Annotated in this window: 19 protein-coding genes; 5 read left to right on the forward strand and 14 right to left on the reverse strand. The window is 69.4% G+C overall.

Annotation, left to right across the window (positions count from 1 at the left end; genetic code table 11):
- Positions 1-96 precede the first annotated feature (96 nt).
- Positions 97-507 carry a hypothetical protein gene (locus QWJ41_RS06525; protein WP_302706655.1) on the forward strand — a complete coding sequence of 137 codons (411 nt, stop codon included), beginning with the start codon at positions 97-99 and terminating at the stop codon, positions 505-507.
- Between the two features lie 31 nt (positions 508-538).
- On the opposite strand, the gene QWJ41_RS06530 is transcribed toward QWJ41_RS06525, so the two are convergent.
- The 5 genes from QWJ41_RS06530 to QWJ41_RS06550 all read right to left on the reverse strand — a co-directional run bounded on the left by QWJ41_RS06530 (position 539) and on the right by QWJ41_RS06550 (position 4,937).
- Complete coding sequence (locus QWJ41_RS06530; RefSeq protein WP_302706657.1) at positions 539-1,900, reverse strand: short-chain fatty acid transporter; 1,362 nt, start codon at positions 1,898-1,900, stop codon at positions 539-541.
- A 97-nt stretch (positions 1,901-1,997) separates the two neighbouring features.
- Positions 1,998-2,501 (reverse strand): mycothiol transferase, encoded by a 504-nt coding sequence (locus QWJ41_RS06535; RefSeq protein ID WP_302706659.1) that lies wholly within the window; start codon positions 2,499-2,501, stop codon positions 1,998-2,000.
- Positions 2,502-2,555: 54 nt separating this feature from the next.
- On the reverse strand, positions 2,556-3,305 hold the full coding sequence (locus QWJ41_RS06540; protein ID WP_302706661.1) for an amino acid ABC transporter ATP-binding protein: 750 nt from the start codon (positions 3,303-3,305) through the stop codon (positions 2,556-2,558).
- A gap of 4 nt (positions 3,306-3,309) precedes the next feature.
- Entirely contained in the window at positions 3,310-4,095 is a 786-nt protein-coding gene (locus QWJ41_RS06545) for an amino acid ABC transporter permease (RefSeq protein ID WP_302706663.1), read from the reverse strand.
- A 47-nt stretch (positions 4,096-4,142) separates the two neighbouring features.
- Positions 4,143-4,937 carry a transporter substrate-binding domain-containing protein gene (locus tag QWJ41_RS06550; RefSeq protein WP_302706664.1) on the reverse strand — a complete coding sequence of 265 codons (795 nt, stop codon included), beginning with the start codon at positions 4,935-4,937 and terminating at the stop codon, positions 4,143-4,145.
- 111 nt (positions 4,938-5,048) lie between these two features.
- Between QWJ41_RS06550 and QWJ41_RS06555 the strand changes: the two genes are divergently transcribed.
- Positions 5,049-5,453, forward strand: coding sequence for a PaaI family thioesterase (locus tag QWJ41_RS06555; protein ID WP_302706666.1), 405 nt, complete (start codon positions 5,049-5,051; stop codon positions 5,451-5,453).
- Between the two features lie 76 nt (positions 5,454-5,529).
- Here QWJ41_RS06555 and QWJ41_RS06560 read toward each other — a convergent pair whose 3' ends face one another.
- A complete protein-coding gene (locus QWJ41_RS06560; RefSeq protein ID WP_302706668.1) occupies positions 5,530-6,027 on the reverse strand; it encodes a MarR family winged helix-turn-helix transcriptional regulator in 498 nt (165 codons plus the stop codon).
- A gap of 82 nt (positions 6,028-6,109) precedes the next feature.
- Between QWJ41_RS06560 and QWJ41_RS06565 the strand changes: the two genes are divergently transcribed.
- From QWJ41_RS06565 to QWJ41_RS06575, 3 genes are read left to right on the forward strand one after another with little or no spacing between them, the layout of a single operon-like run.
- The gene (locus tag QWJ41_RS06565) at positions 6,110-6,619 is read left to right on the forward strand and encodes a VOC family protein (RefSeq protein WP_302706670.1); all 510 of its coding nucleotides are present in this window, start codon (positions 6,110-6,112) and stop codon (positions 6,617-6,619) included.
- A gap of 23 nt (positions 6,620-6,642) precedes the next feature.
- Positions 6,643-7,281 carry an alpha/beta hydrolase gene (locus QWJ41_RS06570; protein WP_302706672.1) on the forward strand — a complete coding sequence of 213 codons (639 nt, stop codon included), beginning with the start codon at positions 6,643-6,645 and terminating at the stop codon, positions 7,279-7,281.
- Positions 7,278-8,048, forward strand: coding sequence for a 2-keto-4-pentenoate hydratase (locus QWJ41_RS06575; protein WP_302706673.1), 771 nt, complete (start codon positions 7,278-7,280; stop codon positions 8,046-8,048). Before QWJ41_RS06570 ends, QWJ41_RS06575 begins: the two co-directional genes overlap by 4 nt.
- Before the next feature lie 220 nt (positions 8,049-8,268).
- On the opposite strand, the gene QWJ41_RS06580 is transcribed toward QWJ41_RS06575, so the two are convergent.
- From QWJ41_RS06580 to QWJ41_RS06615, 8 genes are all read right to left on the reverse strand, one after another.
- Positions 8,269-9,446 (reverse strand): IS3 family transposase gene (locus QWJ41_RS06580; protein WP_302706675.1). Its coding sequence is split into 2 segments (ribosomal slippage): positions 8,269-9,159 and positions 9,162-9,446, totalling 1,176 coding nucleotides; the frame shifts between segments, so codons are not numbered across the junction.
- Between the two features lie 633 nt (positions 9,447-10,079).
- The gene (locus tag QWJ41_RS06585) at positions 10,080-10,232 is read right to left on the reverse strand and encodes a Rossmann-fold NAD(P)-binding domain-containing protein (RefSeq protein WP_302706677.1); all 153 of its coding nucleotides are present in this window, start codon (positions 10,230-10,232) and stop codon (positions 10,080-10,082) included.
- A gap of 107 nt (positions 10,233-10,339) precedes the next feature.
- Positions 10,340-10,996, reverse strand: a complete 657-nt coding sequence (locus tag QWJ41_RS06590) for an SDR family oxidoreductase (RefSeq protein WP_302706678.1) — start codon at positions 10,994-10,996, stop codon at positions 10,340-10,342.
- A 37-nt stretch (positions 10,997-11,033) separates the two neighbouring features.
- Positions 11,034-12,494, reverse strand: coding sequence for a class I adenylate-forming enzyme family protein (locus QWJ41_RS06595; RefSeq protein WP_302706679.1), 1,461 nt, complete (start codon positions 12,492-12,494; stop codon positions 11,034-11,036).
- Positions 12,495-12,509: 15 nt separating this feature from the next.
- A complete protein-coding gene (locus QWJ41_RS06600; RefSeq protein WP_300402163.1) occupies positions 12,510-12,815 on the reverse strand; it encodes a hypothetical protein in 306 nt (101 codons plus the stop codon).
- A gap of 34 nt (positions 12,816-12,849) precedes the next feature.
- On the reverse strand, positions 12,850-13,620 hold the full coding sequence (locus tag QWJ41_RS06605) for a crotonase/enoyl-CoA hydratase family protein (protein WP_300402161.1): 771 nt from the start codon (positions 13,618-13,620) through the stop codon (positions 12,850-12,852).
- Positions 13,620-14,774, reverse strand: a complete 1,155-nt coding sequence (locus QWJ41_RS06610; protein ID WP_302706682.1) for an acyl-CoA dehydrogenase family protein — start codon at positions 14,772-14,774, stop codon at positions 13,620-13,622. The genes QWJ41_RS06605 and QWJ41_RS06610 overlap by 1 nt, the downstream gene beginning before the upstream one ends.
- Complete coding sequence (locus tag QWJ41_RS06615; protein WP_300402157.1) at positions 14,774-15,988, reverse strand: amidohydrolase family protein; 1,215 nt, start codon at positions 15,986-15,988, stop codon at positions 14,774-14,776. The genes QWJ41_RS06610 and QWJ41_RS06615 overlap by 1 nt, the downstream gene beginning before the upstream one ends.
- Between the last annotated feature and the right edge of the window lie 121 nt (positions 15,989-16,109).

The raw sequence follows: 16,109 nt of genomic DNA on the forward strand, positions 1-16,109 counted from the left end.
TCTCGCACCCGTGGGCCGTCGACCGGCCGGCCGACGCGTGGGTCATGCTGGCACGAGCCCGCCACGAGTTCACCGAGAGCCGGAGGAGCCACCCCGATGAGCGAGCGCACGAGCCTGGTCGCCGACGTCCTGGCCAGCACCCAGCGCCTGCCGCTGGGCGTGCAGGTGTGGGTGTTCCTGGTGCTGATGCCGGTCAACCTGGCGGCGCTCGTGGCGCTGGGCCAGCCCCTCGGCCCGCTGGTGGCCGCCCTCGCGGTCGGTGCGTTGGCGATCAACGGCGTGGTGATGGTCCTCGACCGGGGCTTCTCGCTGGCGATGGCGCTGCCCCACGTCGCGCTGTGGGTGCCGCTGCTCGGCGTCGTCGTCTACCTGCTGCTCGGGCGCGACGACATCGGCGCCGCGTACGCGGCGTACCTCGTGGTGCTGCTGGTCGTCGACGCGGTCTCGCTGTGGTTCGACGTGCCCGACGCCAAGCGCTGGCTCGACGGGCAGCGCGACACCTTCTGAGACCCCCGCCCGTACGTCGCCCGCGATCGGCTCAGCCGGCGCCGACGAGCAGCAGCGTGGAGATGAACACGACGCCGGTGATTACCAGCACCACGCTGGTGTAGCCCATGATGTCGCGCACCCGCAGCCCGGCGACGGCCAGCAGCGGCACCGCCCAGAACGGCTGGATCATGTTGGTCCACTGGTCGCCGTAGGCGATGGCCATGATCACGACCGGCTGGGTGACGTCGAGCGACTCCGCCGCCGAGGCGAAGATCGGCGCCTGCAGGGCGAACTGGCCGCCGCCGGAGGGCACGAAGAGGTTGAGCAGGCCCGCGGAGAGGAACGCGAAGACGCCGAGGGTGCCGGGCGTGGCCGCGTCGACCACCCAGCTGCTCAGCATCTCGGCCAGCCCGCTGGCCGCCATCATCGCCGCGATGCCGGCGTACAGGGGGTACTGCAGCAGCACCTCGACGACCGTGCGGCCGCCGCGGGCCACGAGCGCGGCGAGCTGGCGGGCGTTGGCCACCACGAGCAGCACCAGGCACAGGAAGGTCCAGTTGACGATGTCGAGGGTCAGGTCGAAGCCGTTGTCGAGGAAGTACAGGACCAGGTAGAGGCCCAGCGCCACGCCCATCACCGAGGTGACCAGCCGTGAGGTCTCGAGCCGGTCGGCGGGCGAGCCCTCCTCCTGGGCGCCGCCGGTGCCGGCCGGCTCGGCGGACTCCTCCAGCGCGGCGTCGGGCGCGGCGCGCACCGCCTCCCCGTCGCCGGGCGCCATCAGCGGCATCGCCACCGCGATCACCAGCAGCGTCACACCGATCGCCAGCAGGTTCCACCAGGCGAAGATCGTCTCGGAGACCGGCACGACCCCCATGCCGAGCGTGGTGGCGTAGACCCCGGTCTCGGTGGCGGCGTTGAGCGGCCCGGAGCCCGAGTAGCCCATGTGCCAGACCACGAAGCCGGTGTAGGCCGAGGCCACCAGCAGCGGGTAGTGCAGCGGGGTGCCCCGCTCACGGAAGCGGCGGGCCACCTCGACCGCGACGACGCCGCCGACGATGAGCCCGAGGCCGAAGCTGAGCAGCGAGGCCAGCCCGGCCACCACGGTGACGAACGCGTACGCCGCCCGCGGCGAGCGCGGCAGCCCCGCCACCCGGGTCAGCAGCCGGTGCACCGGCGGCAGGTTGGCCAGCGTGTAGCCCAGCAGCAGCAGCACCAGCGCGACCTGGGTCATGAACGCCAGCAGGCCGGTCAGCCCGGCGCCCCAGGCCAGCGTCAGCTCTCGAGGACCGGTGTCGGTCAGGGCCAGCGACAGCACCGCCACCAGCAGGGTCAGGGCGACCGCGAACACGAAGGCCCCCGGCATCCAGCGTTCGACGAGGCGGCTCGCCGGACCGGCGATCTTGCGCAGCATGCATCCTCCCGAGAGGCCACGCCCGAGACGGCTGTGGCGTGGCTCACCCCACCGTGTCGCGCACCCCGCCGTCAAGCGCGGCGTGCGCCGATCGGGCTCATCGCCCCAGCAGCCCCCGCACGTACGCCGCCTGCCCGGCGTGCTGGGCGCAGTCGTCGACGACCGAGACCAGCCGGACCCCGAGCGTGACCGGCGGGTCCCAGCGCTCGTCCACCACCCGGTCGAGGTCGGAGGCACGCAGGTCGTGCACCCACGGGCGCATCTCGCGGTGCACCGCGCGGAAGTAGTCGCCCAGCAGGTCGGCCGGCACCCGCACCGCGGCCACGTCGTCGTCGCCGTGGCCGTAGCCGGTGTCCGCGGCGTCGAACGGCAGCCCCAGCCGCTCGGCGTACCCCGACGCGACGTGCACCTGCTCGCGCCCGGCGGCCGCGGCGACGTGGTCGTCGTAGATGCGGGTCAGGTGCCAGACCAGCCACCCGATGGTGTTGGCCCCCGGCCCGGGGCGGTGCGTCAGCGCGTCGACGTCGAGACCGTCGAGGACCGCCTCGACGTGCTCGGCGACGCGGTCGAGGGAGTCGGCCAGCAGCTCACCAGGCGTCATGCCCCGACCGTACGCCGCTCACGGCCCGTCGTCAGGGCCCCTCGTCAGTGCACGTCACAGCACCTTGGAGAGGAACTCCTGGGTGCGCGCGTGCTGCGGGTTGGAGAGCACCTCGGCGGGGTCGCCCTCCTCCATGATCACGCCCTCGTCCATGAAGACGAGCTTGTCGCCGACCTCACGGGCGAAGCCCATCTCGTGGGTCACCACCATCATGGTCATGCCCTCGGAGGCCAGCGACTTCATCACCGCGAGCACGTCGCCGACGAGCTCGGGGTCCAGGGCGCTGGTCGGCTCGTCGAAGAGCATCAGGTCGGGGTCCATCGACAGCGCCCGGGCGATGGCGACGCGCTGCTGCTGGCCGCCGGAGAGGTGGGCGGGGTAGGCGTCGGCCTTGTCCTCGAGCCCCACCCTGGCCAGGTTCTTCAGCGCGCACTTCTCGGCCTCGGCCTTGCCGCGCTTCTTGACCCGGCGCTGGGCCAGGGTCAGGTTGGCGGTGACGGTCAGGTGCGGGAAGAGGTTGAAGGACTGGAAGACCATCCCGATCCGCGAGCGCACGTCGTTGAGGTCGGTCTCGGGGTCGCTCATGTCGACGCCCTCGACCAGCACCCGCCCCTTGGTGGGCACCTCGAGCTGGTTGACGCAGCGCAGCAGCGTCGACTTGCCCGAGCCGGAGGGGCCGATCACGCAGACCACCTCGCCGTCGTCGACGTGGAAGTCGATGCCCTTGAGCACCTCGTTGTCGCCGAACGACTTGTGCAGCTGCTGGACGTCGATCGCGTGCTCGTAGGCAGGTGTGCTCGTCACGGGTTCAGCGTCCTCTCGCGCCGCGGCGCTCCATGTAGGCCACCAGCCGGGTCAGCGGCAGGGTGACGGCCAGGTACATCAGGGCCGCGATCGTCAGCGGCGTCGAGTTGCCGACCGAGGAGACACCGTCGCGGGCGAAGGTGGTCAGCTCCTGCTGCGACAGCGCCATGCCGGCGATGAACAGCAGCGAGGTGTCCTTGATCAGCACCACCAGCTCGTTGGTCAGCGGGGGGATCACGATCCGGAAGGCCTGGGGAAGCACCACCGAGACCATCGTCCACCCGGCCGGCATGCCGAGGGAGTGCGCCGCCTCGACCTGCCCCTTCGGGACCGCCTGGATGCCCGCGCGGATCGTCTCGGCGATGTAGGCGGCCGAGACGATGATCAGCGCGAGCAGACCGGCGCCCGCGCTGCCGCCGGGCGGTCGCCACTGGAAGGCGATCGGCACCGCGAAGGCGAACGTGAAGATCACCAGCAGGGCGGGCAGGCCGCGGAAGAACTCGATGTAGGCCGTCGCGACCCACCGGTAGGGCGCCACCGGCGAGAGCTTCATCAGCGCCAGCACGAGGCCCAGCACCATGCCGCCGGCGAAGGCGATCGCGGTGTAGATGATCGTGTTCTTCGCCGCGATGACGACCACGTCGGGGAAGAGCTCCCGGGCGATCTCGACGTTGAAGAAGGCCTTCTGGATGGCCGGCCAGTCGGCGGCCAGGACCAGCGCGGCGACGGCGGCCACGAAGATCGCGTACATCACCCCGCGGGTCAGGCGGGTCTTCGTGGTCCTCTTCACGAGGGACTCCTCAACGGTTCGTTGCTACGGACGAGGACGCCGCGGCGTCAGGAGTCGGAGAAGTACTTCTCGTAGATGGTGTCGTACTCGCCGCTGTCGCGGAGCTCCTGGAGGTTCTCGTTGATGGCCTCGAGGAGGTCCTCGCTGCCCTCCTCCTTGACCGCGAAGCCGTAGGACTCGTCGGTGTCGTACTCCTCGACGATCTCGTAGGCGCCGTCCTCGGTGTGGTCGAGGTTGACCGGGAGGTCCTGCAGGACCGCCGCGACGCCGCCGGAGTTCAGGGCCGCGTAGAGCTCGGCGTCGCTGGGGAAGGAGACCAGCTCGGCGCCTTCGGGCACGTTGTCCTGGGCGTACTGCGCTCCGGTGGTGCCCTGCTGGACGCCGACCTTCTCGCCGTCGAGGTCGTCGATGGAGGCGATGTCGCCGCCGGCCTCGGCCAGCAGCGACTGCTTGGAGTCGTAGTAGGGGTCGGAGAAGTCGAGGTTCTGCTCGCGCTCCTCGGTGATCGTCATCGCGCTGGCCACCATGTCGCACTGCCCGGCGGCCAGGGACGCACCGCTCTGCAGGCCGTCGAAGCCGGCGTCCTTGACGGTGACCTCGAGGTCCATCCCGGCGGCGATCGCGTCGACGATCTCCATGTCGAAGCCGGTGTATCCGGTCGGCGAGGAGTCGTCGGGGTACTCGAACGGCTTGTACGGCGCGTCGGTGCACACCGTGAGCTGACCGGCCGAGATCAGCTCCGGCTCACCTTCGGCGGCCTCGGGCTCGTCCGACCCGCAGGCGGACAGGCTCAGCGCGAGGGCGGTGGCCACGGACAGGGTCTTCAGTGCCTGGGACTTCACTCCTCGATCCTAACCCCGCACCGAGCCCGGAAGGCCGCCCGGGACCGGCCGCGGGCAGGGGGGACCATCCCCTCTCCCGGAGCGCACCCGGTGTCCGGCGACAATGATCCCGTGAACCCCGAGCGTCGCGCCGCCATCGTCCAGACCGTCCTCGACCTGCCGCTGCACCGTTCCCTCGGGTTGCGCCTGGCCGTCGACGGCGACCCCGCGGCCGGTGTCGAGATGGCGGTCTCGGAGGCCACGACCAACCCGTCCGCCGTGCTCCACGGCGGGCTCGTGCCGCTGCTCCTCGACGTGACCTGCTTCCTGCGGCTGCTCGACTCGCTGCCCGAGGGGTCGCACGCCGTGACCGTGAGCTCGACGGCCTCGGTCATCGCCGCCGCCCGCGACGGCGAGGTCGTGCGCTGCACCGCCCGGGTCGACCGGCTCGGCCGCACCCACGCGTTCCTCTCCGGTGAGCTGAGGGTGGGCGACAAGGTCGTCGCGACCGGACAGGTGGTCAAGGCCGTCGTCTGAGGAGACGACGGCTGGCGCCGTGCGGTCGACAGCCTGAGGCCGATGTGCCGCGACCACGAGGATGTGGCCCGAAGATCTACGCGCGCGGGTCCGGGTCGTAGAGGACTGCCAAGCGGCCCCCGGGGTCCAGTTCCCGCAACAAGGCATCGCCGATCTCGTGCAGTCGTTGGACCTGGGTGGGCGTCAGGGGGTCGAGGACGTGGCGGCGGACGGTCTCGACGTGTCCGGGGGCGGCGGCCACCACCGTCTCCCAGCCATCTGCGGTGAGGTGCGCGTCGGTGGCTCGACCGTCGTCCGGGCACGGACGCCTCTCGACGAGCCCGCGCTCCTCCAGGCGGCGTACGACGTGAGAGAGCCGGGGCAGCGTGGCGTTGGTGCACTGCGCGAGCGCCGTCATCCGCATCACCCGCTCCGGGGCCTCCGAGAGCATGGCCATCACCAGGTACTCGAAGTGGGTCAGTCCCGACGTCCTGCGCAGCTGGCCGTCCAGCACCCCGGGCAGCAGCTCGACCACGGCCACCAGTCGTAGCCAGGCCGCCCGCTCGTCCGCGCTCAGCCACTGGGTCTCGTCCACGGGCCCATCGTAACGTTTGGTTGTCACAACAACTTAATACTGTAGGGTGATGGTTGAAACTACAACCATTCAGGAGTGCGCCATGACCGTCAGTGCCGTCCGCCTCAACCACGCCGTGCTGTTCGTGGCCGACCTCGAGCGCAGCCTCGACTTCTACAAGGCCGCCTTCGACATGGAGGTCGTGGCCCGAGAGCCGCGGGCCAACGCCGCCTTCTTGAGGCTGCCCCGGTCCGGGAACCACCACGACCTCGGCCTCTTCGGGGTCGGCGCGCAGCCGCCCCGACCGCGCGGCGCGCTGGGGCTCTACCACCTGGCCTGGCAGGTCGACACCATCGAGGACCTGGAGGCGGCGCGACTGACCCTGGCCGAGCTCGGCGCCTTCACCGGCGACTCCAGCCACGGTGCGACCAAGAGCGTCTACGCCGCCGACCCCGACGGCAACGAGTTCGAGGTGATGTGGATGCTGCCCAAGGCGGAGTGGGGCGCCTACGCCAACGCCGCACCCATCGAGCACCTCGACCTGGCCGGGGAGGTACGCCGCTGGGGTGGCGTGCGCACCGCCGGTGAGCTGGTGCCCCTGGATGCGCGATGAGTGCGGCAGCGTTGCTCGCTCCCGTGTGCGCACACGGCAAGGGGGACGACCAGGCCCTGCCGCTGGTCGTCCTGCTGCACGGCCGCGGTGCGGACGAGTCCGAGATCGTCCGGCTCGCCGACCACCTGCCTGACGGAGCCCAGTACGTCGCCCTGCGCGCACCGATCGCCGAGAACGGGGGGTTCGCGTGGTTCGCCAACCGTGGCATCGGGCGCCCCGTGGCCGAGTCGCTGCGCAGCACGATGGACTGGTTCCGGGCGTGGCTCGACGAGGTCGCGCCACCTGGTCGCCCCGTGCTGCTGGTGGGCTTCAGCGGCGGCGCCGCCTTCGCCGGAGGCTTGGTGCTCGACGACCGTCCGGCGTACGCCGGGGCTGCCGTGCTGCACGGGACCCTCCCGTTCGAGGCGGGTCTCCCCGTCGACGACGGCCGACTGGCCGGCCTGCCCGTCTTCCTCGCGCACAGCGACGAGGACCATGTGATCCCCCGCGACCTGCTCGACCGGACCTGGGAGTACCTCCTGACCCAGTCGGGTGCGCACGTGCTGGCCCACCGGGTCGCCGGCGGGCACCAGGTGACCCCCGAGACCGTCGGCGAGCTGGCCGGATGGATCTCGCGCACCCTCTCGATCGCTGACGGCGCGTCGAGCGGAGCGACACGATGAAGCCCGCCGCCGCCGAGGCCGCCCTGCGAGCGGCTCGTGAGTCGCAGGGCCACCTGGCCCCGTTCACCGACACCCACCCCCACCTCGACGAGGCGTGGGGCTACACCGTGCAGGGACTCGACCGCGCGCACCGCCTCGCATCCGGGGAGAGGGTCGTGGGGGCCAAGCTCGGCCTGACCAGCACGGCCAAGCAGACCCGCATGAACGTCGCCCAGCCGGTGGTCGGCTTCCTCACCGACGCCATGCAGGTCCACCCCGGCCGCGGTGCCCTGGACCATCGACGCTGGGCCCGGCCTCGCATCGAGCCCGAGATCGCCTTCATCACCGCCACCGACCTGGCCGAGCCCCTCGACCTCGATCGGGCGCACGCAGCCGTCGAGAGCGTCGCCGTGGCTGCAGAGGTCATCGACTCCAGGTTCGCGGACTTCCGGTTCCGCCTGCCCGACGTGCTGGCCGACAACACCAGCGCAGCCGGCTTCGTCGTCGGACCGCCACGCCACCTCGACGATCCCGACGCGCTGGTCGGCCTCGACTGCCATCTCGAGGTCGACGACCGGATCGTGCAGCGGGCCACCGGAGCGGCCATCCTCGGCCATCCCCTGCGGGCGCTCGTGCGGTTGTCCGAGCACATGGCGCGGCAAGGCGCGATCCTGCCCGCGGGCTCGGTGGTGCTGGCCGGCGCCCTGACCGACGCGGTCCCCCTCACCCCCGGCAGCCGCTACACCATCCGCATGGGCCCGTTGGGTGAGCTGTCGCTCGACGCCTGATCCGTCAGCCGGCGCCCTCGGCAGAGCCCTCGGCGTCGCCGGAAGTGGCCCCAAGCCAGGGCGTCGCACAAGCAGAACAGCCGCTGACCCGTGTCTTGCCAGGTCAGCGGCTGTTCGTGTCTTGCGCGCCTGTAGGGATTCGAACCCCAAACCTTCTGATCCGTAGTCAGACTATTGACCGCTCGGATGGGTCTGCTGCACGAACTGGTGACAGGTTGGGTTAGGCCGCCTGGGTGGCGGTTGTGGTCATGATCAGTTCGTATTCGACTGGGGTCAACCGGCCGAGAGCGGCTTGGCGACGGCGGCGGTGGTAGGTCCTTTCGATCCAGGTGACGATCGCGATTCGCAGCTCTTCGCGGGTGTTCCAGACGCGGCGGTCGAGGACGTTCTTCTGCAGCAACGAGAAGAACGACTCCATCGCGGCGTTGTCGCCGGCGGCGCCGACTCGTCCCATCGAGCCGACCATCTGGTGGCGGTTGAGCTGGTGGACCAGCTTCCTGGACCTGAATTGCGACCCGCGGTCGGTGTGCAGCACGCAGCCGGCCACATCGGCGCCCTCGGCTGCTCGGTGGGCTACGGCGTTGTTGAGGGCGGCGACGGCGATGCGGGATTTCATCCGTGAATCGATGGAGTAACCGACGATCCGGTTGGAGTAGACGTCCTTGATCGCGCAGACGTAGAGCTTGCCCTCACGGGTCCAGTGCTCGGTGATGTCGGCCAGCCACAGGGTGTTGGGTGCCGTGGCGCTGAAGTCTCGCTCGACCAGGTCGTCATGGACCGGCGGTCCTGGCTTCTTGCCGTTGCGACCGCGCTTCTTCCCGAATACAGACCACCAGCCGAGGTCGGAGCAGATCTTCCACGCGGTGCGTTCAGCCATCTCCTCGCCTGCTTCACGCGCTTCGTCGAGCAGGAACCGGTAGCCGAACTCGGGGTCGTCACGGTGGGCGTCGAACAATGCGTTGGCGCGATAGGCGGCGACGAGTTCGGCGTCAGTGACCGGGCACTTCAGCCAGCGGTAATAGGGCTGGCGTGCGATCTTGAGGACCCGGCACGTCACCGCGACGGGGACCCCGTCAGCGGCCAGCTCGCGGACGAGCGGGTACATCATTTTCCCGGCAGGTGCGCCTGCGAGAGATAGGCCGCCGCCCGGCGAAGCACCTCGTTTTCCTGCTCGAGCAGCTTGATCCGCTTGTTCGCCTCACGAAGCGCATCGGACTCACTGCCCGACGTGGATGAGCCAGACGACCGGGTCGAGTTCCTCTCATCGATGGCCAGCCATCGTTTCAAGCACGACGCCGAGATCCCGAAGTCTTTCGCGACCTGGGCCATCGAGGCATCGGAGTCGCGGTAGACCCGGACCACGTCCTCGCGGAACTCCTTGGGGAATGCCTTGGGCATGGTGCACATCCTTCCAGCGCCGACACATCGACGCAGATCCGATGTCACCTATTCGTGCAGCAGACCCACCTCGCGTATCGGGAGGCCATGTCGCCGCAGGGTGGCAATCCGCTGTCGTTCCAGCAGTGACAGGTAGCGGCCAGAGTGCTCGCGCTCGACTCGTCGCAGAGGTGGCAGGCCGCCGCGCTCGGCCCGCCACCGATACCCGGTCTTTCGACCGACGCCAACCAGTTTGCAGGCCTCCACCGTGCCAACCCCGGCCAGGATCAGCTGCCAGTACTCGTCCTCGAGTCCCAGTCGCCGCTTACGTCCTCGTCTTCCCATCGTCATGCCCCTTCATCTAGCAGGGGTGTTGCGACGTGGTCTGGAACCCGCCCGGCAGCAGGGGGTCAGTTTTCGGCCGGCGTTGACAGCTGCTACCAGGGTCCTGGCCGGGCGCATCAGACGGACAGCGGCATGCGCTCGACGAGTACCGAATCAGGTGCTGACCGGCCGGGCGGAACGCACCGGTAGTCTGCTCGCGGTAGTCGGCGACCGATCGCGGCAGCTTCCTCAGTCGTCGGTGACCCGGATGCCTGCATGCGCCTTGTAGCCCCGATTTGCGCTACTCAGGTTCGCGGTCAGCGCCTCGACCTAATGGGCATTGCGCAACCGGCCACCGGAGATCCCTCGCGCCCCAGGGATGGCGCCCGCGATTTCCTGGACCAGGCCAGTGGCGTCCCGGTCGTCGCCCAGGACGAAGGCGTCGGTGTCGATGGAGGTGACATCGGGGTCCTTCAGCAGCACCACTGAGACGTGTGGGAGGCAGCGATGACGGTGGGCTCCGGGAGGACGGCACATGTCAGGTGGCCTGACCTGTCGACTCGGCCCCACGTCGCGAACCCGTGGCGCCGCTACCCCTCGTAGGTGATCTCGGCGCGCCATCCGTCCTCGTCCTGCCGGGCGGCCACGAAAAGGGCGTCTGCCACGCGATCGGGCGTGAAGGCACCCTCGGTCGACAACGTGCCGCACACCGTGACCGACACCGCTCGGACGCCGTCCCCCTTCAGGGTCGCGTCGAGGCTGTGCACGAGATTGCGGACGCCAGCCTTCTGCACCCCCAAGGAAGCAGCCTCACTCCAGGGCTCGTCCGCGGCCATGCTGCCGGTGACCGTCACCCGCGCGCCTGCGGACATGAAGGGCCGGACGGCCTGCACGGCGGTGAGGAGAGCCCCCACGCCGAGCGCCACATCGGCAAGGAGCTCGTCGACCTGGAGCTCAAGGGGGTTCTTGTGCCGAAAGGCGCTGGGGTTGAAGTGCAGTACATCGACCCGGCCGGCCTGGGCGGCGAGGTCGGTGATGGCGCTTGCCGCAGCCGTGGTGTCGGTGACGTCGGCCACCGCCCACTGCACCGCGGTGCCGCCCGCCTCGAGCTCCTCGGCCAGCGCCCGCACCGGGGCCTCCTCGTTGCCCACCAGCGCGACGGAGTACCCATCACGGGCGTAGCGGCGGGCCAGGGACCCGCTGACCCCGGGGCCGGCTCCGACGACGACGATCAGCGGCGCGTTCACGAGGACTCCTGGATGGCGGGGTAGAACGGGGACGCGTTCACACCGGAGCGCCGAAGCGATCGACGACGTGACGCCGCACCAGCTTGCCGGTCTCGGTGCGGGGGAGGTCGGACCAGATCACGATCTCCTCGGGGGTCTTGCTGCCGCGCAGTGTGGACCGGGCGAAGTCGCGGAGCTGCTCGAGGTCGACCTCTTCGCCCTCTCGCAGCACCACGGCCGCAACGATCCGCTGGCCCCACTGCTCGTCGGGCAGTCCTACCACCGCGACATCGGAGATCGCTGGGTGCCGCATCAGCACGTCCTCGATCTCCGCCGGTGCGACGTTCTCGGCCCCACGGATGATCGTGTCGTCGGTCCGACCGCCGATGAAGAGGTAGCCGTCCTCATCGAGGAAGCCCTCGTCGCGGGTGTCGAAGAAGCCGCGCTCGTCCACCTGGCGGCCCTTGCCTGCGTACTCCGCCGACACCTGGTCCCCCGCGACCCAGATCCGTCCCGGAACACCAGAACCCAGCGGCACGCCGTCCGGCCCACGGATCTCGAGCTGGACGCCGGGCAGGGGACGGCCCACCGAGCCGAGCCGCGCCCGGACGAACGGGTCCTGCGACGCTAGTACGTCGCGGTGGTCCTGCGGGGTGAGCACCGCGATCGTCGAGCTGGTCTCGGTGAGTCCGTAGGCGTTGACGAAGTCAAGGTCGGGCCAGGTCTCCAGCGCCTTGCGCACGACGGACGATGGGGCAGGCGCGCCCCCGTAGGCGAGCGTCCGCAACCGTCCGAGCGAGCGGTCGCCGCGAACGTCGAGCAGTCGCGCGAGCATGGTCGGCACCACCAGCGCGTTGGTGACTCCCTCCGAGCGGACCAGCGCGAGCCACTCCTGGGGATCGAACCGCTCCAGGGTGATCAGCCGGCGCCCGGCGTACAGGCTGGTGATCACGTTCGCCACCGCGGCGATGTGGTACGGCGGCACGCTCATCAGGGCGGCCTCGTCATCACCCGCCGAGGCGAACTCGACCGAGCCGAAGACGTACGAGACCAGGTTGCTGTGCCTGAGCAGCACGCCCTTCGGCTCGCTCGTCGTGCCGCTGGTGTAGATGACCACGGCCGGAATGTCCTCGTAGCCGGGCTCGACGGCGTCGAACGGGTCGGTGGAGGTGGTGACGTCCAGCCAGTCCTGCGCCGGCAGCGCACCGGCCCCCGGGCCCACGACGAACGCTCCGGGATGCCGGGCGCGCAGTGCGTCCAGCTGCTCGGCGCCGAGCCGGTAGTTGAGCGGCACGAGCGGCACACCGGCGTAGGCTGCGGCAAACATCGCAACCGGGAAGCCCAAACCGTTGACGTCGGTGTAGACGATCGCGTCCGCCCCCCGATCGGCAACGAGACGGGCCCCGCGCTGAGCGGCATCGCGTAGCGCAACGGCGGTCAGCCCGCTAGTCCTGGTGCCGACGATGACACGGTCTCCGAATCCGTCGGCGGCCATGTCGAGCAACATCGTGAGGTTCATCGAGAGACTCCCGTCTCAGTCGGAGGACGGCAGCGCCTTGGCTTCGGCCGTGGCCAGGAGGACACCGTCGAGGGCCAGGGAAGCAGGTCCGGCCTTGGTGCAGAGAACCTCGACGGTGCCGTCTGCGTCCACGTAGCGCTTGCCCAGCAGGCTGCCCTGCAGGTGCGCCGGATCGGCGTCGGCCGGCGTGACCTCGGATCCCTTGGGTACCAACGGCGCGCCGCCGCACGTAAGTACGACGTCGCCGTCGGGCACCTTGGTCGCGATGACCGCGGTGTCGTCGACGACGCTGACAAGGGCCTGGCCCACCTTGAGCTTCATGGTTGCACTTCCTTCGGTTCTCATCGTTGAGTTGTTACGCGCCGGTCCACACGGGACTCCGCTTCTCCGCGAACGCAGCCGCACCCTCGCGGGCGTCGACCGAGGAGAACACCGGCATCATGAGCGGTTCCTGCTGCTTCCAGCCTTCCTCGAAGCTCCAGTCGGGTGCCGAACGGGCGATCTGCTTGGTCACCGCGACGGCAAGTGGTCCGTTCGCCGCGACCACACCGGCCAGCTCGAGGGCAGCGCCCACGGCCTCGCCAGGTGCCACCACCCGGTTGACAAGCCCGAGCTCGGCGGCCCGCGAGGCCGTGATCGGGTCGCCGGTCAGCAACAGCTCCAGGGCGATGGCCAGCGGCAGTCGCCGCGACAAGTGCAGGGCGGCGCCACCTCCTGCGACCAGGGCGCGCTTGACCTCCGGCACCCCGAGGCGGGCATCCTCGGCGGCGACGACCATGTCGCAAGCCAGGAGCAGCTCGAAGCCTCCGGCGACCGCCCACCCCTCGACCGCCCCGATCAGCGGCTTGCGGGGTGGGGCCATCGTGATGCCGCACAGTCCCCTGTCGCCCACCAGCGGCGACTCGCCCGCGAGGAAGGCCTTGAGGTCCATCCCGGAGCTGAAGGTCCCGCCGGCCCCAGTGAGGACCCCGACGAACAGCGAGTCGTCGGCGTCGAGCTCGTCGATCGCGGCCGCCACTCCGAGGGCGACCGCACCATCGAGCGCGTTGCGGGCGTCGGGCCGGTTGATGGTGACTAGCAGCACCGAGCCGTGTCGTTCGGTCAGAACGGCGTCCTCCGAGCCCATCAGAACCCCAGGTCCCGTCCGATGATCTCCTTCATGATCTCGGTGGTGCCACCGAGGATCGTGGAGATGCGGACGTCCTGGTAGTCGCGGGCCACCGGATACTCGAGCATGTAGCCCCATCCTCCATGGAGCTGCAGGCACTGGTCCACAACTTTTTTGTGCAGCTCGGTGCACCACCACTTGGCCTTGGCCGCGTCGACGGCGGAGAGGTCGTCGGTCAGCACTCGTCGGATGCAGTCGTCGATGTAGGTCTGAGCGATGTCGAGCTCGGTCGCCATCTCGGCAAGCATGAACCGGTTGGCCTGGAAAGACCCGATCGACTGCCCGAAGGCCTGTCGGTCGTGAGCATACTTGACGGTGTCGTCAAACGTCCGGCGCGCGCCGGCGACCGCCCCGACGCCGATCGAGAGCCGTTCGGACGGGAGGTTCTCCATCAGGTGTCGGAAGCCCATGCCCTCGGTGCCGAGGAGGTTGGTGACCGGCACCCGGCAGTCGGCGAAGAAGAGCTCTGCAGTGTCCTGGCTCTTGAGGCCGATCTTGTCGAGCTTGCGGCCCTTCTCGAAACCGGGGGTGCCGTCCTCGACGACGATCAGGCTGAAGCCCTTGTGGCCGGCGTCCGGGTCGGTGCGGCAGAAGACCACGACGGCATCACAGAGAAGGCCGCCGGAGATGAAGGTCTTCTGGCCGTTGAGCACCCAGTGCTCGCCGTCGCGCACCGCAGAGGTGCGAGCCCCTGCCAGGTCGCTGCCGGCACCGGGCTCGCTCATCGCGATCGAGAACAGCAGCGAGCCGGAGGCCATCGGACCCAACCAACGCTCGCGCTGCTCCTCGGTGGTGAGGCGGAGCAGGTAGGGCGCGAGGATGTCGTTGATGAGTGTCAGGGCCAAGCCGTTGGCGCCCGAACCGGCGATGTTCATCTCCTCGGCAACGATGGCGTTGTAGCGGAAGTCGTCGATGCCCAGGCCTCCGTAGGCCTCGGGGACGTTGAACCCCATGACACCAGCCGCCGCGGCCGCCTTGTAGACCTGCTTGTCGACCATGCCGGCGTCGTTCCACTCCTCGGCGTGGGGGGCGACCTCGCGGGCGATGAACTCACGGACCAGCGCTCGGAAGTCGTCGTGCTCGGTCTCGAAGATGCTGCGTCCGGCGCTCATCAGGCGGGCACCATCTCGGCGGGGTTGCGCACGGGCAGACCCAGGAACCGCCGGGCGTTGTCACCCATGAAGTCGTACATCCGCTTCTCGCTGAGGTCCTCTTCGTTGTAACGGAAGATCCCCTTGGGCTCCTCGAGGCCCTCCGGGTGCGGGAAGTCCGAGCCGAACATGACGCGGTCCCAGCCGACGGTCTCCACGACGTCCTCGACCGAGCCCTCCCAGAACGGGCTGATCCACACGTTACGACGGAAGACGTCGATGGGGTGCTCGGGGAATGCCTGCGGCATCTTCTTGTAGTAGAGCTCGAAGTCGTCGAAGAGCGGGTGAAGCCACGAGCTTCCGTTCTCGACGCTGGCGATACGCAGCTTGGGGAAGCGCGTCAGGGTGCCGTGGGTGATGAGGCTGGTCAACATGTCGGTGATCTCGCGGTGGCCGAGCGCGATCCAGCGGAAGGCGCTCATCTCGGTGAACACCTGGCTGTTGGGCGGCTCCCACATGTTGATGTAGGAGTCGAGCGGCGGCTGGCTTGCGTGCAGGACGACGGGCATGCCGCTGGCCTCGACCTCGCGCCAGAACGGGTCGAACTCGGGCAGTGCGGGCGAGCGCCAGCCCTTCCAGTTCTTGACCGGCGACGGCTTGATCAAGATGACCTTCGCACCGTTCTCCTGAACGTACTCCAGCTCCTTCAGGCCCTCGTCGAGCTGGCCCAGGTTGATCACCGGGGTCATGAAGAGGCGGTCGGCGTGGGTGAATCCCCAGGTCTCGAGCATCCAGCGGTTGAGAGCGTGGATCATCGCCGAGCAGAGCTCGGGGTCCTCGCTGGCCGAGGCCTCGACGAGATTGGCCAGCGTCGGGTAGACGATGGCCTCGTCGACGCCCTGGGCGTCGATCGCCTCCAGGCGTGGACCCGGCTCCCGGAAGGCTGGGATCGAGTCCATCGACTTCTCCACCGCCATCTCGCGCAGGGAGCGCCCCTCCTCGTTCTGGCCGGCGAAGAACTTCTCCCAGGCACCCGGCGCTGCCACCCTGTCGAACGTCGGGTTGGGGATGTAGTCGCGGATCTTGCCCAGGATCGAGATGCGGGTCTGACGACCCACCTGGATGAACTGGACGGCCGACTTGTACTTCTCCGGGAGGAACTTCGTGAGCGCCTCGGTGGTCTCGTACATGTGGGTGTCGGCATCGAAGATCGGCACATCGGTGAACGTGGTCATGACCCGTTCCTCTCGCGGTCGCGCAGTCGTTGGAGTCCTCAACCTAGACGTGTTTGACGAAAGCGTCAACAAAGCCGGTCCGCCCACTTTTGTGACCACACTGGAGGACTGCCAACGGGCC

The sequence above is a fragment of the Nocardioides cremeus genome, from assembly GCF_030518195.1.
In the GTDB taxonomy this organism is placed as follows: Bacteria; Actinomycetota; Actinomycetes; order Propionibacteriales; family Nocardioidaceae; genus Nocardioides; species Nocardioides cremeus.